Source organism: Streptomyces sp. STR69 (genome assembly GCF_024519455.1).
Classification (GTDB): domain Bacteria; phylum Actinomycetota; class Actinomycetes; order Streptomycetales; family Streptomycetaceae; genus Streptomyces.
The window spans coordinates 161,027-181,685 of record NZ_JALJRY010000018.1 but is presented as its reverse complement, the minus strand read 5'-3'; the positions used below and the strand labels follow the sequence as shown (position 1 = coordinate 181,685).

Annotated in this window: 19 protein-coding genes and 1 pseudogene; 14 read left to right on the top strand and 6 right to left on the bottom strand. The window is 70.4% G+C overall.

What is annotated here, in order from left to right; all coding sequences use genetic code 11:
* The first annotated feature begins 2 nt into the window (after positions 1–2).
* From OC490_RS30855 to OC490_RS30825, 7 genes are all read left to right on the top strand, one after another.
* Positions 3–896, top strand: coding sequence for an alpha/beta hydrolase family protein (locus OC490_RS30855; RefSeq protein ID WP_262061294.1), 894 nt, complete (start codon positions 3–5; stop codon positions 894–896).
* A gap of 147 nt (positions 897–1,043) precedes the next feature.
* Positions 1,044–2,117, top strand: a complete 1,074-nt coding sequence (locus OC490_RS30850) for an alpha/beta hydrolase family protein (RefSeq protein ID WP_262061293.1) — start codon at positions 1,044–1,046, stop codon at positions 2,115–2,117.
* Entirely contained in the window at positions 2,110–3,300 is a 1,191-nt protein-coding gene (locus OC490_RS30845) for an acyltransferase family protein (protein WP_262061292.1), read from the top strand. The genes OC490_RS30850 and OC490_RS30845 overlap by 8 nt, the downstream gene beginning before the upstream one ends.
* Before the next feature lie 10 nt (positions 3,301–3,310).
* The gene (locus OC490_RS30840) at positions 3,311–4,837 is read left to right on the top strand and encodes a sensor histidine kinase (protein WP_262061291.1); all 1,527 of its coding nucleotides are present in this window, start codon (positions 3,311–3,313) and stop codon (positions 4,835–4,837) included.
* Positions 4,834–5,511 carry a response regulator gene (locus OC490_RS30835; RefSeq protein ID WP_262061290.1) on the top strand — a complete coding sequence of 226 codons (678 nt, stop codon included), beginning with the start codon at positions 4,834–4,836 and terminating at the stop codon, positions 5,509–5,511. The genes OC490_RS30840 and OC490_RS30835 overlap by 4 nt, the downstream gene beginning before the upstream one ends.
* Before the next feature lie 101 nt (positions 5,512–5,612).
* Complete coding sequence (locus tag OC490_RS30830; protein ID WP_262061289.1) at positions 5,613–6,956, top strand: sensor histidine kinase; 1,344 nt, start codon at positions 5,613–5,615, stop codon at positions 6,954–6,956.
* Entirely contained in the window at positions 6,953–7,621 is a 669-nt protein-coding gene (locus OC490_RS30825; protein WP_262061288.1) for a response regulator, read from the top strand. The genes OC490_RS30830 and OC490_RS30825 overlap by 4 nt, the downstream gene beginning before the upstream one ends.
* On the opposite strand, the gene OC490_RS30820 is transcribed toward OC490_RS30825, so the two are convergent.
* Positions 7,622–8,479: a GntR family transcriptional regulator gene (locus OC490_RS30820; RefSeq protein WP_262061287.1), complete on the bottom strand. Its 858-nt coding sequence runs from the start codon at positions 8,477–8,479 to the stop codon at positions 7,622–7,624.
* Between the two features lie 423 nt (positions 8,480–8,902).
* On the opposite strand from OC490_RS30820, the pseudogene OC490_RS30815 reads away from it, so the two are divergent.
* A pseudogene (locus OC490_RS30815) lies at positions 8,903–9,079 on the top strand (DUF397 domain-containing protein); the annotation flags it as partial.
* A 9-nt stretch (positions 9,080–9,088) separates the two neighbouring features.
* On the top strand, positions 9,089–10,291 hold the full coding sequence (locus OC490_RS30810) for a cytochrome P450 (RefSeq protein ID WP_262061286.1): 1,203 nt from the start codon (positions 9,089–9,091) through the stop codon (positions 10,289–10,291).
* Here OC490_RS30810 and OC490_RS30805 read toward each other — a convergent pair.
* From OC490_RS30805 to OC490_RS30795, 3 genes are read right to left on the bottom strand one after another with little or no spacing between them, the layout of a single operon-like run.
* Positions 10,281–10,499, bottom strand: coding sequence for a hypothetical protein (locus tag OC490_RS30805; protein ID WP_262061285.1), 219 nt, complete (start codon positions 10,497–10,499; stop codon positions 10,281–10,283). The genes OC490_RS30810 and OC490_RS30805 overlap by 11 nt on opposite strands.
* A gap of 50 nt (positions 10,500–10,549) precedes the next feature.
* Complete coding sequence (locus OC490_RS30800; RefSeq protein ID WP_262061284.1) at positions 10,550–12,154, bottom strand: ABC transporter permease; 1,605 nt, start codon at positions 12,152–12,154, stop codon at positions 10,550–10,552.
* On the bottom strand, positions 12,151–13,044 hold the full coding sequence (locus tag OC490_RS30795) for an ABC transporter ATP-binding protein (protein WP_262061283.1): 894 nt from the start codon (positions 13,042–13,044) through the stop codon (positions 12,151–12,153). Before OC490_RS30795 ends, OC490_RS30800 begins: the two co-directional genes overlap by 4 nt.
* Before the next feature lie 73 nt (positions 13,045–13,117).
* Between OC490_RS30795 and OC490_RS30790 the strand changes: the two genes are divergently transcribed.
* The gene (locus tag OC490_RS30790; protein WP_262061282.1) at positions 13,118–13,615 is read left to right on the top strand and encodes a GbsR/MarR family transcriptional regulator; all 498 of its coding nucleotides are present in this window, start codon (positions 13,118–13,120) and stop codon (positions 13,613–13,615) included.
* 158 nt (positions 13,616–13,773) lie between these two features.
* Here OC490_RS30790 and OC490_RS30785 read toward each other — a convergent pair whose 3' ends face one another.
* Entirely contained in the window at positions 13,774–15,285 is a 1,512-nt protein-coding gene (locus tag OC490_RS30785; protein WP_262061281.1) for an APC family permease, read from the bottom strand.
* 160 nt (positions 15,286–15,445) lie between these two features.
* Between OC490_RS30785 and OC490_RS30780 the strand changes: the two genes are divergently transcribed.
* The 3 genes from OC490_RS30780 to OC490_RS30770 are packed head-to-tail and all read left to right on the top strand — an operon-like array spanning position 15,446 to position 18,242.
* On the top strand, positions 15,446–16,834 hold the full coding sequence (locus OC490_RS30780) for an ethanolamine ammonia-lyase subunit EutB (RefSeq protein WP_262061280.1): 1,389 nt from the start codon (positions 15,446–15,448) through the stop codon (positions 16,832–16,834).
* The gene (gene eutC, locus OC490_RS30775) at positions 16,831–17,598 is read left to right on the top strand and encodes an ethanolamine ammonia-lyase subunit EutC (protein WP_262061279.1); all 768 of its coding nucleotides are present in this window, start codon (positions 16,831–16,833) and stop codon (positions 17,596–17,598) included. The genes OC490_RS30780 and eutC overlap by 4 nt, the downstream gene beginning before the upstream one ends.
* 35 nt (positions 17,599–17,633) lie before the next feature.
* Positions 17,634–18,242: a Uma2 family endonuclease gene (locus tag OC490_RS30770; RefSeq protein ID WP_262061278.1), complete on the top strand. Its 609-nt coding sequence runs from the start codon at positions 17,634–17,636 to the stop codon at positions 18,240–18,242.
* On the opposite strand, the gene OC490_RS30765 is transcribed toward OC490_RS30770, so the two are convergent.
* Complete coding sequence (locus tag OC490_RS30765; protein ID WP_262061277.1) at positions 18,223–19,083, bottom strand: diacylglycerol kinase; 861 nt, start codon at positions 19,081–19,083, stop codon at positions 18,223–18,225. The two genes, OC490_RS30770 and OC490_RS30765, sit on opposite strands and share 20 nt — an antisense overlap.
* Before the next feature lie 187 nt (positions 19,084–19,270).
* On the opposite strand from OC490_RS30765, the gene OC490_RS30760 reads away from it, so the two are divergent.
* Positions 19,271–20,554, top strand: a complete 1,284-nt coding sequence (locus OC490_RS30760) for an adenylosuccinate synthase (protein ID WP_201056040.1) — start codon at positions 19,271–19,273, stop codon at positions 20,552–20,554.
* The last annotated feature ends 105 nt before the right edge of the window (positions 20,555–20,659 follow it).

Genomic DNA, 20,659 nt, shown 5'->3' with positions numbered 1-20,659 from the left:
GCATGCCGGACGACGCCGCTGCCGCACGTGCCGCCGCAGCCGCCGCAGAAGAGGAGTCGGCCTTCTCGCACCCCGCCGTGGAACCCGACAGCACCGCCGCGTACGGCGACCACCCCGACCAGGTGATCGACTTCTACGCCCCGCACGGCGAGCGGGTGCCGGGCGAACCGGCGCCGCTGGTCGTCGTACTGCACGGGGGTGCGTGGCGGGCGCCGTACGACCGCCGGCACATCACCCCGTTCGCGGACTTCCTGGCCCGGCGGGGGTTCGCGGTGGCCAATGTCGAGTACCGACGGGGGGCCGCACTGCCCGCGCAGGGCGGTACGAGCCCGGTCGCGGGCCGCTGGCCGGAGACCTTCGACGACGTCGCGGCGGCGCTAGACGCGCTGCCCGCGCTCGTCCGGGAGGCGCTTCCGCAGGCCGATCGGCGCCGCACGGTGATCACCGGCCACTCGGCGGGCGGTCATCTCGCGCTGTGGGCGGCGGCCCGGCACGTCCTCCCCAAGGACGCCCCCTGGCGCACCGACGCCCCCGCCGCGCTGCGCGGTGTGGTCGCCCTCGCCCCGATCGCCGACTTCACGGTCGCCGAGAAGCTCGCGGTGTGCGGGGGAGCGGCGGGTCAACTCCTGGGGGGAGAGGCCAAGTTCGCGGAACGGCTGCCGTACGCCGATCCGACGCTCCTGCTTCCCACCGGCATCGCGACCACGCTGGTCCAGGGCCGCGCCGACCTCGTGGTCCCGCAGGCGGTCGCCGAGTCGTACGCGGACGCGGCGGCGAAGTCCGGCGAGGTCGTGGGCCTCACGCTCCTGGAGGACGTCGGCCATTTCCCCCTGATCGACCCGGCGGCGGACGCGTGCGCGGTGGTGGCGGAGGAGATCGCACAACTGGCGTGGTGAGCAACTTCTCCCACCCGCGTCATACCCGTAGTACCTGAGAGCTACAGCGCAGGTGAGTTCCCTGGCGGGACGCGGACGACGACCGCGGATCCGTAATTTCCCTTCCAGATCGGCCCGACGGCGGGCCGAGCGGGAGGGGAGACGGACATGGGGCTGGGCAGGGGGGTGGTCGAGGCCTGCGCGGAGACCGGTACGGCGGTGGCCGACTCGGTGGAGAGGGGCCCGACCGGGGAGGCCGAGGCGCCACGCGCCCGCAACAAGCCTCGTCGTACTGGTAGTTGGCGCCGCGCGCTCCTCGCCGCGCTCGTCATAGGCGCCGTCGTGATACCCCTCTCGGCCGCGGCCCGGCCCGAGATCCCCGCCCCCGCTCCGGCCGCGCTCGCCCCGCTCACCCCGGCCACGTTGGACGGGACATACGCGGCGAACGGCGCCAACGCCGCCGAGGCGTCCCGCATGGCCGCCGCCGACGGCGACGAGCGTCGCGCCGCGACGGACCGCGCCATGGCCGACCCGGCCCGGCACCTCCTCGCCTACGACGGCCGTGGCCCGGGCCTGGCGACGGAGGTCCTCGGCGACCTGGCCCACGCCGACCGCATAGCCGTCCTGGTCCCGGGCTCGGACACCTCGCTCGACACCTACGACCGCTTCCGTGCCACCGCGCTGAACCTCCGCCGCCAACTGACCCACGACGCCCCGAACTCCCGCACAGCGGTGGTCTCCTGGCTCGGCTACGACACCCCGCGCACGGTGAGCACCACGGTGCTGACCGCCGGCAGAGCGGACCAGGCGGCCCCGCATCTACGGGAGTTCATACGGCAGCTGCACGGCATCACCGGCCGCACGGCGCGGATCGCGCTGCTGTGCCACTCGTACGGCACGGTCGTGTGCGGCCGAGCCGCCGCCGGCCTGGACGTGTCCGACCTCGTCCTCGTCGGCAGCCCCGGCACGGGCGCCGACTCCGCCGCGGGGCTGCGTACTTCGGCCCGCGTCTGGGCGGCGCGCGGCGCCGACGACTGGGTCGGGGACGTCCCGCACGTCAGCGCCGACCTGTTCGGTACGACCGTCGGCTTCGGTACCGACCCGGTGTCCCCGGAGTTCGGCGCCCGCGTCTTCGCGGCCGGAGACGGCGGCCACAGCGACTACTTCTCACCGGGCTCGGCCTCCCTGGCCAACCTCGCCCGGATCGTCCTCGGCGAGACCACGGAGGTGACCCATGCGTGAACGCCTCCGCCGGGCCGCCGTCCGCCTCGACGCCGCGACCCCGCCCGACCGGGACCGTGCCGTGGACGCCCTGCGCGCCTTCGCGATCCTCGGTGTCGTCCTGGGCCACTGGCTGGTGACGGCCCTGGTCGCGGACGGCGGCACCCTGCACACGGCGAGCCCGTTGCGGGACATGCCGTGGCTGGCGCCCATCTCCTGGGTGTTCCAGACGCTGTCGGTGTTCTTCCTGGTCGGCGGCCACGTGGCGACCCGGGGATACACCTCCGCACGCGCCCAGGGCACGACGTACGGCCAATGGCTGGCCGCCCGGCTGTCCCGGCTGTTCACACCGGTCGCCGCGGTCCTCGTCGTGTGGACCGTGACGGCCGTCGCGCTGCTCCTGTCCGGCACGGACTTCGAGACCGTCCGCGCGCTGGTCAAGCTGGCGTTGTCACCGATGTGGTTCCTGGTCGTGTTCGCGGGCCTGACAGCGGCCACCCCGCTCCTGACCCGGCTCAACCCGCTGTGGCCGCTGGCCGTCGTACTGCACGTGGACCTGATCCGTTTCGGGCTCGGCGGCCCCTCCTGGCTCGGCTGGGTCAACGTCGCGGCGGGCTGGCTCGTGCCCTACACCCTCGGCGCGGCCTGGACCCGCGGCGAGTTGGACCGGGCCCGGGCGGGCTGGGTCCTGCTGGCCGGCGGTACGGCGGCGACGGCGGCTCTCGTCCTCTGGGCGGGCTACCCGGCGTCGATGGTCGGCGTCCCCGGCACCACGATCTCCAACCTGGACCCGCCGACCCTGGCCGCCGTCACCTTCGGCCTGGCCCAGTGCGGTCTGGCCCTGCTGCTCCGGGACCGGTTGCGCCGCGCCCTGCGCCGCCCGCTCGCCTGGTCGGCGGTGGCCCTGGTCAACCTCTCGGCGATGACGGTCTTCCTCTGGCACCAGACCGCCCTGATGGCCACCACGGCCGCGATCCTGCCCGCCGGCCGTCTGCCCGGCCTGCACACCCGCCCCGACGACCTGACCTGGGTGGCGGCGCGACTGGCCTGGCTCCCGGTGTTCGCGCTGACGCTGACGGTCTGCTGGGCGGCGTTCCGGGTGTACGAACAGGGTCCGAGGCGCCGCCCGTCACGCCACGCACGGGTCGCCCGCGCCCACACCCACCCGCCCCACCCGGCAGCGAAGAGCCCTCACCGTGCCTAGGGTTGACCGGGTGAACGCAGCCGCCGACGGTGCCGGGTCCCCGCCCACCGCACCCGTCCTGTTCCCCGGACACCGCTGGCTGCGTTACATCACGTACGCCCTCGTCTCCCTCGCCGCTCTCGGCCTCTCCCTGTCCGGCACGGACGAGATGATGAGCGAGTACAAACTGGGCGTACTCCAGGGCCTGTTGGCCGGTTTCGCGCAGGGCGTCGCCCTGGTCCTCGCCCTGCGTCGTCCCGTCCCCGCCTGGGCCCTGTCCCTCACCGCCACGGCCTTCACCGCGCTGACCGTGCGTGCTGCCATGGATCCCCTCCCCACCATGGATCCCCTCCCCGGAGTGACCCCCGGCCCCAACTGGCCCTGGAGTACCACCGAAGTTATCGTCCAGGCCGTTGTCCTGCTGTTCGTGGCCCTGCGCGTGCCCACCCGCAAGGCTCTCGCGGCGCTGGCCGCGACCGCCCTGACGACGTTCGTCATCCAGGGTCTCGTGGGTGCCCAGCGCTACTCCTCGACGGGCACGGTCGCGGTGGCCGTCTGCGCGGTGGCCGTGCTCATCGGCACCGCCCTGCGCGGTCGCAGCGAGGCCCGTACCCAACTCGTGGAGCAGGTCACGATCACGGCGGAGGAGCGAAACCGCCGCACCCTCCTGGAGGAGCGCAGCCGTATCGCCCGCGAGCTGCACGACGTGGTCGCCCACCACATGTCGGTGATCTCCATCCAGGCCCAAGTGGCGCCCCTCCTGGTCGAGAACCCGTCGGAGGAACTCAAGGAGAACCTCGACGGCATCAGACAGAACGCCCTCGAAGCTCTCGCCGAACTGCGCCGGGTCCTCGGTGTGCTCCGCTCGGAGAACCCGGAGTATCCCGACGACCCCTACGCCCTGGGCGGCCCCGGCACCGGTACCGCCCCCGACGCCCCGCAGCCCACCCTCGACCGCCTGGACGCCCTGATCGAGAACACCAGGGCCGCCGGTCTCGATGTGCGCGGCGACGTGAGAGGCGAGGTGCGCCCGCTGGCACCCGGTGTGGAGCTGTCGGCGTACCGGATCGTCCAGGAGGCCCTGAGCAACGCGCTGCGTCACGCCCCCGGTTCCACCGTCGCCGTCGAGGTCGCCCACGACCCCGACGGACTGCGGCTGATCATCACCAACTCCCGCCCGCAGCAGGCCGCCCCGCCGTCCCCGGGCGCCGGGCACGGGCTGCTGGGTATGCGGGAGCGCGCGGCCATGCTCGGCGGGCACCTGACCGCGGCGAGCACGTTCCAGGGCGGCTTCGCGGTCGTCGCGTTCCTCCCCAGGGACGGCGTCGCACTCCCCGACGGACCCGACGGCCCCGACCGACTTGATGGACCCGACGGACTCGATGGACGCGACGGACCCGGTGGCCCGCACGGTCCCGATGCCCCCGACAGACCCACCGCTCGCGGCCTCTCCACTGCTCGCGGCACTTCCGCAGACCCCGGCACATCCGCCGACCCCGGACCCTCCGCATCCGCCGCCCCCGAGATCATCTTCCCGACAGGAGACGAGACCCCATGACGAGCGGCACCATCCGTGTACTCATCGCCGACGACCAGCAGATGGTCCGCCAGGGCTTCACCGTGCTGCTGAACGCCCAGCCCGGCATCGAGGTGGTCGGCCAGGCGGTCGACGGCCTGGACGCGGTGGCCAAGGTCGCCGAACTCGCCCCGGACGTCGTCCTCATGGACATCCGCATGCCCGAGCTCGGCGGCATCGAGGCCACCCGCCGCATCACGGATGCGACCCCGCAGATAAAGGTCCTGGTGCTCACCACCTTCGACCTCGACGAGTACGTGTACGAGGCGCTGCGCGCCGGTGCCTCCGGTTTCCTCCTGAAGGACGCGTCCGCGGAGCAACTGGCCGAGGCGGTACGGGTGGTGGCGGCCGGCGACGCACTGCTCGCGCCGGGTGTCACCCGCCGTCTGATCGCCGAGTTCTCCCGGCTGAACGGGACACCGCGCACCCCGCTCAAGTCACGCGTCGGCGACCTCACCGAACGCGAGACGGAGGTGCTCGCGCTGATCGCGCAGGGCCTGTCCAACGCGGAGATCGCCGAGCACCTGGTCGTCGCCGAACAGACCGTGAAGACCCATGTCGGCCGCATCCTGGTGAAGTTGGGGCTGCGGGACCGTACGCAGGCGGCGGTCTTCGCGTACGAGTCGGGGTTGGTGCGGCCGGGCGGGGGCCGCTGAAGCCCGGTCGTCAGGCATACCCGTAGTACTTGAGACGGACGCCCCAGGACCCTTCTCACAGGTGACGACGGCTACCCGCCCCTCCGCCTACCGTTTTGAATGTGACCGAGACGACCCAGCAGTTGCCGCCGACGGGCGGGGCCAAGCCGCGCAGCCCGGAGTTCAGGCTTGCCGCGGACGCCCTGCGCGGACTGCGGCAGGACCTGTTCCACGACGCCTTCGCGTACCGCCCGCTGCCTCCCTCCACCGCCGACGGCCCGCTGACCCGCCGCCTGAAGGGGCGGGCACGGGAGTACGCGGCCTGGAGCCCGCACGCCCTGATCACCGCGGTCGGCCTGCTCGCGATGCTCGTCGCGACGAACGACGAGGCCCGCGGCGCGGGCAGCAACGTGATCCTCGGCCTGCTCGCCCTGGTGCCGGTGCTGCTGACCATGGTGCGGCCGGTCGGCGCGTTCTGGCTGTCCATGGCCGCGACCCCGGTCGCCACCGCCCTGGCGACCGAGTTCGACGACGACTGGCCGTGGCGGACCGGCAGCTTCGTCTGTCATCTGTCCGTGCTCGCGATCGTGGCGATACGCACCCGACCGCGCACGGCCGCCTGGATGTGGGCGCTGACGGCGGTCTACGGCATCGGCGCCACCAGCCTCGCCGGCGGCCACGCCTTCGGCTCGAACAGCGCGCAGATGCTGTTCCTCTCCGCGCTGGTGCTGCTCGGCGTCGCCGTCTGGCAGATACGCCGGGAGGCCCGGCAGGAGGTGACCGCGCAGCAGACGGTGACGGCGCACGAGCGGTCCCGGCGCACCCTCCTGGAGGAGCGCACGACGATCGCCCGTGAGCTGCACGACGTGGTGGCCCACCACATGTCGGTGGTCGCCATCCAGGCGGAGGCCGCGCCCTACCGGGTGGAGAACCCGCCGCCGGAGCTGGAGCGCGCGTTCGTCACGATCCGGGAGAACGCGGTGGCGGCCCTGACCGAACTGCGCCGTGTCCTGGGCGTGGTGCGCGCGGAGGACTACGAGGCGCCGGACGCCCCGCAGCCCACCCTCGCCGACATGGACGCGCTGCTCGCCAATGTGCGCGACGCCGGCCTGAGCGTCGACAAGGCGCTGACGGGGGCGGTGCGTGAACTCCCGCAGGGCGTCGAGCTGTCGGCGTACCGGATAGTGCAGGAGGCGTTGAGCAACACCCTGCGACACGCGCCCGGTGCGAGCGCCCGCGTGGAGATCGGTTACGTGCTGGGCGGGTTGGGCCTGCGGATAGTCAACGGCCCGATGCCCGAGCCGAGTCTGGTGAAGCCCTCGCCCGGCGCGGGCCACGGCATCACGGGGATGCGGGAGCGGGTCTCCATGCTGAACGGCGAGATGACGGCCGCCCCGGCGGACGACGGCGGCTACGAGGTGACGGTGTTCCTGCCGGTTCCGAGTGCGAGCGAAGGTGAGGCATGACGATCCGCGTACTGATCGCGGACGACCAGATGATGGTGCGCGAGGGCTTCTCGGTCCTGCTGGGCGCGATGCCGGACATCGAGGTCGTCGGCGAGGCGGTGAACGGACGGGACGCGGTCGAGCGGGTGCGTGAACTGGCCCCGGACGTCGTCCTGATGGACATCCGGATGCCCGAGATGAACGGTATCGAGGCGACCCGGGAGATCGTCGCGGCGGACGGCACCGCGAAGGTGCTGGTGCTCACCACCTTCGACCTCGACGAGTACGTGTACCAGGCGCTGCGCGCGGGAGCCTCCGGCTTCCTGCTCAAGGACGCCTCGGCACGCCAACTCGCCGACGGGGTACGGGTGGTGGCGGCCGGCGAGGCGCTGCTGGCCCCCTCCGTGACCAGGCGGCTGATCACGGAGTTCGCGAAGCTGTCCGAGTCGCCCCGGCTGATGCCGGCCGCGCAGCAGGCGGCGTACGGAGAGCTGACCGAGCGGGAGACGGAGGTACTGGTCCTCATCGCCCAAGGGCTGTCGAACGTGGAGATCGCGGAGCGGTTGGTGGTAGCCGAGTCGACGATCAAGACCCATGTCAGCCGTGTCCTGGTGAAGCTGGGGCTGCGGGACCGGACGCAGGCGGCGGTGTTCGCGTACGAGGCGCGGCTGGTGCGGCCGGGGTAGTCAATTGATGGTCATGGCCTCCGTGGAGACCGTTTCCCAGAGGGAGTTGAACCACAGATAGGACTGTTCGACGAATGCTGCGTCGGCCGAGTCGGTCGTGGCCGACGAAAATCGTCTCTGCAGCGACAATTCCGTCATCGCGTCAAAGTACTCCCAAGGCCGGCCGTCGATCATCTCCTCGCGCTTCACGGCTATGCAGTAGGAGAAGAGTGCTTCGGATCCGTTGATCAGATAGAGCTCTACGACGGGGGTGAAGGGGAGGGCCCGGAATGTCACGTCGACGTCGATGCCGTGGGAGGCGCGGAGTGAATCCAGTGCGGTTCTCAGCGATTGTGCGTGGGCGTTGCGTCGCATCAGCCATCGTTGATGCAGCTGATCACTGACTGAATGATCTCCTTGCGCCGAGACCGGGAAGGCCAGGTCGATGTCCCGGCTCGGCACCAGCACACGGAGGGATACCTTCTCGGGACGAATTCTTCCGGCGTGTATGTCCTGCACGGGCCTGGCCGCGGCCAGGGACAGTGACTGACCGGTCAGACACAGGGCGTCGACTTCCACATGTGGGGCGGAGAAGCCAAGCGACAGCCGGTCCGCCAGCCCGACCATGGAAGTGGTCCACAGTGCGCTGTCCGTGGAATTGCCCGAGAGGTGGTTGGCGGGGGCGCCTGAGTTGCTTCTCGGCTCGACCAGTTGGATCCACTCGCGGACATTGGGGGCGGGCAGTTCGGCCCACTGGCACAGGAGGCGTACGACCTCCAGGAAGCGGTCGGCGTCGCGCGGGGCGTGATGGCCGGTGCGCCAGTCGCTCAGGGTGGCCACCGGTACGCCGGTCAATTTCTGCACGCGGAGCAGAGTCACGCGGCTTCCCTCAGTGGTCTGACGGGCGCGCGCGGCGTCCCATAGGTCGGAGAAGACTCTCATCGTCGGTGACGCCATGCGTTGCTCCACCCCACCGTCCTGGAGTCGGAAGTTCCGCTCAGAGTCGGAATTTCCGACCAAGTTGGAGTGTAGAAGTCCGGAATCCGGACCGTCACGACATCTGTGGTGCCAACTCACCTGCGGCCCCTGAATGGGCAACAAGCAGCGTGACGTCGCTGCTTCCGCTCGGCATCTCAGGGGGTTCACGTGAGCGACAGGACTCGAAACGGGCGTACTGTCCGACGACTTGGGCGGACTGCTCTGTTCGGGGTCGTCCGCGGTGTGAGTACCGCCCTGGGAAGTGCGGCGGTTGCCGGGTTCGTGTGGTGGGCGCAGAGTCGGTGAGACGGTGGAGGCCGGGGCGACACCTGCGTCGAAACGGCCACCCTCCCCACTTGCACAGCCGTCCGCGACTCCAAGCTCTCCACCCGTCCACCCGGGCCCCCTCTCCTTCCCTACCCCGCCTTCACCGCCCTCGTTGAGCGCCTCAAGGCCGGTGATATCGATTCCCCCTGGTCAGGACGGGGATCGTCGGCATAACGTCCGTGCATGGCAGTCTTCGATCCCTGGGACCCGGCGTTCCTCGCCGACCCGTACCCCGCCTACGCCGAGCTGCGTGCCCGGGGCCGTGTGCAGTACTTCGAGTCCACGAACCAGTGGCTGGTCCCGCGCCACGCGGATGTGTCGGCGCTGCTGCGCGACCGCCGGCTCGGGCGGACGTATCAGCACCGGTTCACCCACGAGGATTTCGGGCGCACCGCACCGCCGCCGGAGCACGAGCCGTTCCACACCCTCAACGACTTCGGGATGCTGGACCTGGAGCCGCCGGACCACACGCGCATCCGGCGCCTGGTGTCGAAGGCGTTCACCCCGAGGACGGTCGAGCAGCTCAAGCCGTATGTGAGCCGGTTGGCCGGTGAGCTGGTGGACGGACTCGTGGCCCGGGGCGGCGGCGACCTGCTCACGGACGTGGCCGAACCCCTCCCCGTCGCGGTGATCGCGGAGATGCTCGGCATCCCGGAGTCGGACCGTGCCCCGCTGCGTCCCTGGTCGGCGGACATCTGCGGGATGTACGAGCTGAGCCCGAGCGAGGACACGGCGGCGAAGGCGGTCCGCGCGTCGCTCGAATTCTCGTCGTATCTACGCGAGTTGATCGCCGCCCGCCGCAAGGAACCCGGCGACGACCTCATCTCCGGTCTCATCGCGGCGCACGACGAGGGCGACCGGCTCACCGAGCAGGAGATGATCTCCACCGCCGTACTGCTGCTGAACGCGGGCCACGAGGCGACGGTGAACGCCACGGTCAACGGCTGGTGGGCACTGTTCCGCAACCCGGATCAGCTGGCATTGCTCCGCTCGGACCACTCCCTGATCCCGTCCGCCGTCGAGGAGTTGATGCGCTACGACACCCCGCTCCAGCTCTTCGAGCGGTGGGTGCTGGACGAGATCGAGATCGACGGTACGACCGTCCCGCGTGGTGCGGAGATCGCGATGCTCTTCGGCTCCGCCAACCATGACCCGGACGTCTTCGCCGCCCCGGAGCGCCTCGACCTGAGCCGCGCCGACAACCCGCACATCAGCTTCAGCGCGGGCATCCACTACTGCATCGGCGCGCCCCTGGCCCGTATCGAACTGGCCGCCTCGATGGCCGCGTTGCTGGAACGGGCCCCGACGCTGGGTCTCGCCGCGGAGCCGGAACGGAAACCGAACTTCGTGATCCGGGGGCTGGAGGGGCTGCGCGTCACGGTCTGAGGCGGTGGACCAGCGCCCAGGCGGCGAGCGCGACGGCGACCCCGCCGAGGATCGCCAGCGGCAACTCGGCGTACAGGACGCTCCAGTCGGGGCCGGCCTCGAACCGCTCGAAGCGGCCCCGGACGTCGTACGACCACACCGCCAGTCCCAGGCCCGCGCCGAGTGCGGCGGTCAGGCACCCTCCGGCGGCCTGCGCGCGTTGTCCCATGTCGGGGACGGACGCGTGCGCCGCGCCGGAGGTTCCCGTACCCGGCGCGATCAGGCCGTGAGGTCGCGTCGCCGTAGAGCCGCCAGTCCTACGGCGGCCAGGGCGGCGGCGATTCCCGTGAGGGTCACCACCGGCCCCCACGCCATGTCGCCCCCCGGCAGCTTCGGCAAGTGGCCGAAGGGGGAGATGTCCAGGACCGCCTGGGGGAGGTTCAGCGCCGGGCCGATCCAGCCGAGGAGAAGGGCGAGGCCGGCCGCGCCCCAGGACAGCGGGGACAGGCGGGGGGAGAGTCCGTGGAGCAGGACCGCCAAGGCGCCCAACGTCCAGATCGCCGGGAGCTGGACCAGGGTGGCGGCGAGCAGGGGGCCGGGCTCGGCGCCGTAGCCGAGAGCCAGGCCGAGGCCGCTCAGGAGCATGATCAGGGCCGCGCCCGCGAAGGCGATCGTCAGGTGGCCGGCCGCCCAGCGCAGGCGGCCCACCGCGTTGGCCAGGATCGGTTCGGCGCGTCCGCCGGTCTCCTCGCTGTGCAGCCGTAGGACCGACGAGACCGCGTACAGCGCGGCCAGCATGCCGAACATGCCGACCATCGTGGCCAGGAACGCGTCCTCGATGCCGGACTGGCCGCCCATCCGCTCGATGATCTCGCGGGTCTTGGCGTTGTCGCCGACCAGGTCCGCTACGCCCTTGGTGATGCCGCCGAAGGCGACCCCGGCCGCGAGGAAGCCCACGCTCCAGCCCAGTACGGCACCCCGTTGGAGGCGCCAGGCCAGGGCGCCCGCCGTGCGGAGGCGGCCGTGGGCGGGTCCGGGGCGGGCAGGCAGGAAGCTCATTCCCACGTCCCGGCGGCCTGCCAACTCGTAGGCCACGGAGCCTTGTAGGAGTGCCGCCGCCGCGAACAGGCCCAGTACCCACCAGCGTTCGGACGCGAACGGGCGCAGGTTCTCCAGCCAGCCGATAGGGGAGAGCCAAGTCAGGGGGGAGGAAGCGTTGTTGGTCGTGGAGTCTCCTGCCGCCCGGAGTACGAACGCCGTTCCCACCAGGCCGCCGGTCAGGCCCTTCGCCAGCCTCCCGCTGTCGGTGAACTGCGCGACGATCGCCGCGAGCGTCGCGAACACCATGCCCACTCCGCCGATGCCGAGGCCGAGCGCCAGGGCTCCGGCCGTGCCCTGCCCGGCCATCCCGGCCGTGATCAGCAGCGCCAGCGCGGAGTTGGCGACGAACGCCGTCAGCAGGGCTGCCGTCAGGGGTGCGCGGCGGCCCACCATCGCCGAGGAGACCAGTTCCTGCCGGCCGCTCTCCTCCTCGTCCCGTGTGTGCCGTACGACGACGATCAGGCTCATGATTCCGGCGAGGATCGCGGCGTAGCCGCCGATGCGCCAGGCGGTGAGGCCGCCCAGGGAGTCGCTGAACACCGGGCCGTAGGTGGCGCGCAGCGAGCTGTTCGTGAGCATCTGGCGGGCGATGTCGGCGCGTTCGGCGGGGGTGGAGTAGACGCTCTTCAGGGAGCTGGGGAGTGACAGGACCAGCAGGGCCGTCACCGCGACCCAGGACGGGATCACCACCCGGTCGCGGCGCAGGTTGAAGCGCAACAGGGCGCCGGTGCCTGCCAGTTGGCGCGAGGCGCCGGTGCGTGCGGGGAACGTGGCGGTGGTCATTCCGCCTCCTGCTCCTGGTAGTGGCGCAGGAACAGTTCCTCCAGCGTCGGCGGCTTCGAGGTGAGCGACCGTACGCCCGAATCGGTCAACGACCTTAGTACAGCGTTGAGTTGGTCCGCTTCGACCTGCAGGCGGACGCGATGACCTTGTACGTCGAGGTCGTGCACGCCGGGCAGGGACGCCAACCCGTTGGGCGGGCCGGTGAGTTCGGCGCTCACGCTGGTTCGGGTGAGGTGGCGCAGGTCGGCCAGTGAACCGCTCTCCACCGTGCGGCCCTTGCGGATGATGCTCACCCGGTCGCACAACTCCTCGACCTCGCTGAGGATGTGGGAGGAGAGGAGGATCGTCCGGCCCCGGTCGCGTTCCTCCTCCACGCAGCGCTGGAAGACCTCCTCCATGAGTGGGTCGAGGCCCGAGGTCGGTTCGTCCAGGATCAGCAGGTCGACGTCCGAGGCGAACGCGGCGACGAGGGCGACCTTCTGGCGGTTGCCCTTGGAGTACGTGCGGCCCTTCTTGGTGGGGTCGAGTTCGAAGCGGTCGATCAGGTCGGCGCGGCGGGACTTGTCGAGGCCGCCGCGCAACCTGCCGTAGAGATCGATGACTTCGCCTCCGGAGAGGTTGCGCCAGAGGGTGACGTCGCCGGGGACGTAGGCGACCCGGCGGTGCAGTTCGACGGCGTCCGTCCAGGGGTTCCCGCCCAGGAGCTGGGCGGCGCCCGAGTCGGCGTGCAGCAGGCCGAGCAGGACGCGGATGGTCGTGGACTTGCCGGAGCCGTTGGGGCCGAGGAAGCCGTGCACCTCGCCGGTCTCGACGTCCAGGTCGAGGCCTGTGAGGGCTTGTGTCCTGCCGAACGACTTGTGCAGTCCGGAGACGGTGATTGCCTTCGTCATGGAGCCGAACGTACGCTATGTTCAGAAATTTGTGAAGTTAAGGAAGTGTATGAAGCGCGGGTAGGGTGGGGCCATGACGGATACAACCGGTGCGCGGGACGCGGAGTCCGTGTCGAAGTTCGTCGAGTCCTTCGCGGCGCAGCTTGTCGAGGCGGGGATGCAGCGGATGCCGGCCCGGATCTTTGCCGCGCTGCTCTCCTCGGACGAGGGTGCGATGACCTCCGTCGAGCTGGGGGAGCAGCTGCGGATCAGTCCGGCGGCGGTGTCCGGTGGGGTGCGTTATCTGGCGCAGCAGCACATGGTGTCGCGGGAGCGCGAGCCGGGTTCGCGGCGCGAGCGGTACCGGGTTCAGGGCAACCAGTGGTACGAGGCGCTCACCAACCGCGAGGCTGTCCTCAAGCGGTGGGAGGCGGCTCTGAGCGAGGGGGTTGCCAGCCTTGGTGCGGATACGCCGGCGGGGCGCCGTATGGCCGAGACCCTCGCGTTCTTCGAGTTCGTCGACGGGGAGATCGCGGCGATGATGGAGCGGTGGAGGGTGTACCGGGAAGCACGGTTCGGTGGAGCGCCCTGAAGGGGCGCGGGGCTGTGTGAAGGGGCGCGGGGCTGTGTCGATTTGCGGCTCCGCCGCGTGGGCGCGACCGGCCACGACGCTCCCGCAGGTTCGTACTTACCCGCGGCCCGGTGGTGGGCTGGTCGCGCAGTTCCCCGCGCCCCTGAAGACAAAGGCCGTTAGCGCTCCTTGGTCTCTTCGAGCACCGTGCGGCCGAGCAAGGCATAGCGCTCGGGCGCCCGGCGCTTCAGGTACTGGGCGTAGCCGATGCCCGTTGCCGCGACCAGCAGTACCAGCCACGGGGTTGCCTTCAGGAGTGGGGAGTCGGACTCCGAGCCCGCTGCCACGCTCATGTTGGAGACCAGCAGGAGGACCACCGCGAGCATCGCGATGCCGCCGAGGAGCGGAGCGGTGAAGGTCTTGAACCAGTGGCGGCTTTCGGGGTGGTGGGTGCGGAAGTACGCCAGCACCGCGAACGAGCACACCGCCTGCACCACCAGGATCGCCATCGTGCCGAGGATGGCCAGCAGGACGTACATCGCGTTGGCCGGGTCCTTGCTCGTGGCCCAGAACGCGAGGATCAGAAGGGCGCTGATCACGGTCTGCACGAAGCCCGCGATGTGCGGGGAGCCGTGCTTGGCGTGGGTGCGGCCGATGGTGTTCTTGAGGGAGGGGAGGACGCCCTCACGGCCCAGCGCGTACATGTAGCGGCTGGCGCAGTTGTGGAAGGCCATGCCGCAGGCGAGCGAGCCGGTGATCATCAGCCACTGCATGAGGTCGACCGCCCAGTGGCCGACGTAGTGCTCGGTGGGGTTGAAGAAGAGGGCGAGCGGGTTCGCCGAGGAGGCGACCTTGACGGCCTCCGTCTCGCCGTTGCCGATGATGGCCATCCAGGAGACGAAGACGTAGAAGACGCCGACGCCGAGGACCGAGATCATCGTCGCCTTGGGGATGATCTTCTTGGGGTCGCGGGACTCCTCGCCGTACATGGCCGTGGACTCGAAGCCGACCCAGGACCAGAAGGCGAAGAAGAGGCCGAGACCGGCGCTCGTCCCCTTGAAGGCGTTGACCGGGTTGACCGGGCCGAAGGTGAAGCCGTGCGGGCCGCCGCCGTGCAGGGCGACCGAGATCGCCATCGCGGCGAGGACGGTCACCTCGGTGCCGAGGAGGACGACGAGCAGCTTCTCCGCGACCGAGACACCGAACCAGGTGCCTGTCGCGTTGACGGCCAGCATCACGATCGCGCAGGCCCACCACGGGACGTCAAGTCCCGTCTGGTCCTTGAGGGTTCCGGTGGCGAAGACCGAGAAGATGCCGATCAGCGCCGGCTCGAACACGACGTACGCGAAGGTGGCGAGGAGGCCCGAGGCCAGTCCCACGGTGCGGCCGAGGCCGTAGGAGATGAAGCCGTAGAAGGCGCCCGTCGAGGTGATGTGCTTGGCCATCGAGGTGAAGCCGACGGAAAAGATTGCCAGGACGACCATTGCGACGAGGTAGCTCGCCGGGGCGCCTATGCCGTTGCCGGACGAGACCATGAAGGGCACGTTGCCGGTCATCGCGGTGATCGGGGCGGCGGTCGCGACGGCCATGAAGACCACGCCCAGCAAGCCGATGGCGTTGGGCTTGAGCCGGTGAACGGCGCCGTCCTCGCTTGTGTTCGCCGCGGGGGCGACTCCTTCGTCCACTGCCATCGGGATGGCTCCTCTCCTGCTGCTCGGGTGGTTCTACGGTGCGGAACTCTGTCGGCCGAATGAGTCGGGAAAGGGTTTCGGCGCGTTAAATGTTTGTCAACCAGACCTTTAGAAATCTGGCGAAATCCGGTGGCAACACGGGCCTCGTACGGTCGCCGTCATGAGTACGTACACCTCGACCCTCGGCGGCCACCGCTACCGCTTCGGCTCCCTCGCGCGCCTGCTCGCCGCCGCGAGCCCCGAGCGGTCCGGCGACCGGCTGGCGGGGCTGGCGGCGGCGAGCGCCCAGGAGCGGGTGGCGGCGCGGTGGGCGCTGGCGGACGTACCGCTGACCGCCTTTCTCGCCGAGCCGGTGATTCCCTACGAGACCGACGACGTGACCCGGCTGATCGTCGACACGCATGACGCGGGTGCGTTCGCGGCGGTGGGCGGCCTGTCCGTGGGCGGGTTCCGGGAGTGGCTGCTGACCGCCGAAACCGCCGAACTGGCCGCCGTGGCACCCGGGTTGACGCCGGAGATGGTGGCGGCCGTGTCCAAGCTGATGGGCAACGCGGATCTGGTCGCCGTCGCGCGCAAGGTGCGGGTGGTGACCGCCTTCCGGTCGACGATCGGGCTGCCCGGCCGTCTTGCCACCCGGCTCCAGCCCAACCACCCCACCGACGACCCGGCGGGCGTGGCCGCGGCCCTGCTCGACGGGCTGCTGCTCGGCTCCGGCGACGCCGTGATCGGCATCAACCCGGCGACGGACAGCCCGAAGGCGGTACGGGACCTGCTGGAGCTGTTGGACGGAGTCATCCAGCGCTACGCCATACCCACCCAGTCCTGCGTCCTGTCCCACGTCACGACGAGCATGGACCTGATGGCACGCGGAGCGCCGGTCGACCTCGTCTTCCAGTCCATCGCCGGCACCCAGGCGGCCAACGCGTCCTTCGGTGTGACGCTGGGCCTGCTCGACGAGGCGTACGAGGCGGCGCGGGCGCTCGGCCGGGGCACGGTCGGCTCGAACGTCATGTACTTCGAGACCGGTCAGGGCAGCGCGCTGTCGGCGGACGCGCACCACGGGGTGGACCAGCAGACGGTGGAGGCACGGGCGTACGCGGTCGCCCGCCGCTACGACCCGCTGCTCGTGAACACGGTGGTCGGCTTCATCGGCCCGGAGTACCTCTACGACGGCCGGCAGATCCTCCGCGCCGCCCTGGAGGACCACTTCTGCGGCAAGGTGCTCGGCCTGCCGATGGGCCTGGACATCTGCTACACCAACCACGCCGACGCGGACGACGACGACATCGCCACGATGCTCACCATGCTCGGCGTGGCCGGCGCGTCCTTCGTGATCTGCACACCGGGCGGCGACGACATCATGCTCAACTACCAATCCGCCTCGTACCACGACGCGTTGTACCTCCGTGAGGTCCTCGGGCTGCGCCCGGCACCGGAGTTCGAGGCGTGGCTCGACTCCATCGGGCTGCTGGGCGAGGGCGGCGAGATCAGGGACGTGTCGGCCACGGCCCACCCGTTGACGGCGATCGGAAGGGAACTGGTGGCATGACGACCGGTCAAGTGGAGCTGCTGGGCGGGGAGTTGTGGCCGACCCTGCGCCGTCACACCCAGGCGCGGATCGGGCTCGGGAGGGCGGGCTCGGGTCTGCCCACGCACCACCGGCTGGAGTTGCAGGCCGCGCACGCGGCGGCGCGGGACGCGGTGCACTCGCCGTTCGCGCCGGACGTGGTGGCGGCGGCGCTGGGCGGCGAGCCGACGATACGGGTGCGCAGCGCGGCGCCCGACCGGCTCACCTATCTCCAACGCCCGGACCTGGGGCGCCGGTTGGAGCCCGCCGACCGGGCGCACCTGCCGGTCGGCGACTGGGACGTCGTCTTCGTGGTCGCGGACGGACTGTCCAGCCGGGCGGTGCACGAGCATGCGGCGGCGATGGTGCGGGCGACGACGGCACTGCTGCCGACGACCTGGCGGGTGGCGCCGGTGGTGCTGGCGGAACAGGCGCGGGTGGCCCTCGGTGACGACATCGCGTCCGCGATGGGCGCGACGATGGTCGTCGTCCTGGTCGGCGAACGCCCCGGTATGTCGGCGGCGGATTCCCTGGGCGCGTACCTGACGTACCGCCCGAAGCCGGGAGTGACGACGGACGCCGACCGGAATTGCCTGTCCAACATCCGGCCCCCGCTGGGGCTGACGTACGAGGTGGCGGCGGGGAAGCTGGCCGGGTTGATGGGGAGGGCCCGGGAGTTGGAGATCACGGGGGTGGGGTTGAAGGATGAATCCGATCACATGGAAGTAAGTGAGCAACTACTCTGAGTTGCGGCTGGTCCGCATCAAAGGGAGGGCGCATCATGACACTCATGGCAGAGCGACCGGTGATTGACGGCACTGAGCCCCACAGCGACTTCGAGGAGCTTTTGGACGTCCTCGACGAGCTGCATGTGCCGGACGGCTACAAGGCCGAGATCATCAGGGGGAGCATCGTCGTGTCGCCGTGGTCGAGGGCGTATTACTTCCGTGTCATGGATCTGGTGTGTGATCGGCTGAGGCCGTATGCACCGCAAGAGCACCGCATCGGTTCCAGCCCGTTTCTGTACGTCTTCCCGGGTGATGAGCGGGCCTACGGGCCCGACATCTATGTCGCACACCAGCGGACGTTCGAGTCGCTGAGTAATCACCTGGACGGCGAGGCCCTCGCCTTCGTCGCCGAGCTGACCTCTTCGTCCACGCGTGGCGACGACCTGACCGACAAGGTTCGCGTCTACGGCAAGGCGAGCGTCCCCGTCTACCTGGTCCTCGACATGCAGGAGGAGCAGGCGACCGTCTTCTGGACGCCTTCCGACAAGGGATACGACTCGCACTGCACGGTGCCGTTCGGCGAGGAACTCCCCATCCCCGCCCCCTTCGACTGCACCCTCGACACCACCGGCTTCGAGCCCCCTACCCCGTCGGCAAAGTAAGCCCCCAAGCCCCCTCCCGCACGACCCACGTCCGGGTCCGTACCGGTCCCGCCACCGTCGCGTCCGCCCGGTAGCGGAAGTCCGCGCCGGACACAGTGACCGTCCGCCCTCGCGCGTACAGCGGTGACGCCTCCGCGCCCACCGACACCGGGCGTACCTCCACCTCGGCCAGGCCCGAAGCCGTCGGTCGTACGGAGACCGCCTCCACCGGCTGGTCCAGGTCGACCAGGGTGACCCCGTCGACCTCGACCCGCAGCCGGGCCGGCCCGAACCGGGGCACACCGACCAGCGGCTCCCGTGACGGGCGGGCCGGCACCAGGGTCCGTACCAGCGACTGGCACGTCCGCAGCCACGACGCGTGCCCGGTACCGGCGGGCGAGGGCACCGCGGGCGAGGGGAGCGAGGGGATCCGCAGCGCGCCGAGCACCACCCCGTCGCTGTCGTCGACCAGCAGGTCCATCCGCCGTACGACCCCGTCGAGCACCGCCCGTGCCGCCGCCACCGCCCCCGTGGGCACCCCCAGCGCCCCCGCCAGGGACAGCGCGCCGCCCACCGGCACCATCGACAGGGCGCATCCGGCCAGCTCCCGCTGGCGGTGCAACAGGGACACGGTCCGCATCAGGGCCCGGTCGTCGCCCACCAGCACCGGTCGCCGTGAGCCCCGCCGCGCGAGGACCCGGGCGAATTCCTCGGGCCCCTCCGGCATGCACACCTTGGTCGCCGCACCCGCGCTGAGCACGTCTTTCGCGATGCGGACGGACTCTCCGTCGGTGCGCCGGGCGACCGGATCGATGACGACCAGGAGCTGATCGGAAGTCGCGAAAGTCGCCACCTCGGCCATGCCTCGCTTCCTCGGGTAGCATCTTTGTGCAAGAGCCCCTTGCGCTATTGCGCCAGGGGCTTCGTCTATTCCGGGGCATCCGGTCCGACGGGTTGCGGCCGACGAGGGTCGCTGACGTACGAGGCACACGCTGTGCGGCGTACGTCTCTGACCTTGGACATGCCCCGCCCGGAAGGGGTGTACGCGCGTGCCCGCACTTGTGCTGCTCGGTGCTCAGTGGGGTGACGAAGGCAAGGGAAAGGCGACGGACCTGCTAGGTGGGTCGGTCGACTATGTGGTGCGCTACCAGGGCGGCAACAACGCCGGCCACACGGTAGTCGTGGGCGATCAGAAGTACGCCCTTCACCTGCTCCCTTCCGGGATCCTCACACCGGAGTGCACTCCGGTCATCGGCAACGGTGTCGTCGTCGACCCGTCGGTCCTGTTCTCCGAGCTGAACGGGCTGAACGAGCGCGGCGTCGACACGTCCAAGCTCCTGATCAGCGGTAACGCTCACATCATCACGCCCTACAACGTGACGGTGGACAAGGTGACCGAGCGCTTCCTCGGGAAGCGGAAGATCGGCACCACCGGCCGCGGCATCGGCCCGACCTACGCGGACAAGATCAACCGCGTCGGCATCCGGGTCCAGGACCTCTACGACGAGTCGATCCTGACGCAGAAGGTCGAGGCGTCCCTCGACATCAAGAACCAGATGCTCACCAAGCTCTACAACCGGCGCGCGATCGCCATCGAGCAGGTCGTCGAGGAGCTGCTGTCCTACGCGGACCGCCTCAAGCCGTACGTCGCCGACACGGTCCTCGTCCTCAACCAGGCGCTGGACCAGGACAAGGTCGTCCTCTTCGAGGGCGGGCAGGGCACCCTCCTCGACATCGACCACGGGACCTATCCCTTCGTCACGTCCTCCAACCCCACCGCGGGTGGCGCGTGCACGGGCGCGGGTGTCGGCCCGACCAAGATCAGCCGGGTCATCGGCATCCTGAAGGCGTACACGACCCGGGTCGGCTCGGGCCCGTTCCCGACCGAGCTGTTCGACGCGGACGGCGACGCGCTGCGCCGTATCGGCGGCGAGCGGGGCGTCACCACCGGCCGTGACCGGCGCTGCGGCTGGTTCGACGCGGTCATCGCCCGCTACGCGACCCGCGTGAACGGCCTGACCGACTTCTTCCTCACCAAGCTCGACGTCCTCACCGGCTGGGAGCAGATCCCGGTCTGTGTGGCCTACGAGATCGACGGCAAGCGCGTCGAGGAACTCCCGTACTCGCAGACCGACTTCCACCACGCGAAGCCGATCTACGAGAACCTGCCCGGCTGGAGCGAGGACATCACGAAGGCCAAGACCTTCGCGGACCTCCCGAAGAACGCGCAGGCGTACGTGAAGGCGCTGGAGGAGATGTCGGGCGCCCCGATCTCCGCGATCGGTGTGGGCCCGGGCCGCACGGAGACGATCGAGATCAACTCGTTCATCTAGCAGGATGCTTGGTTGAGGTACTTGGGCCGGTCTTGGGAAACCTTGACCGGCCCTTGGGCTGTCCGTGGTTACGCCGGTAACAGGCGGAGGCCAGCATCTACGCGG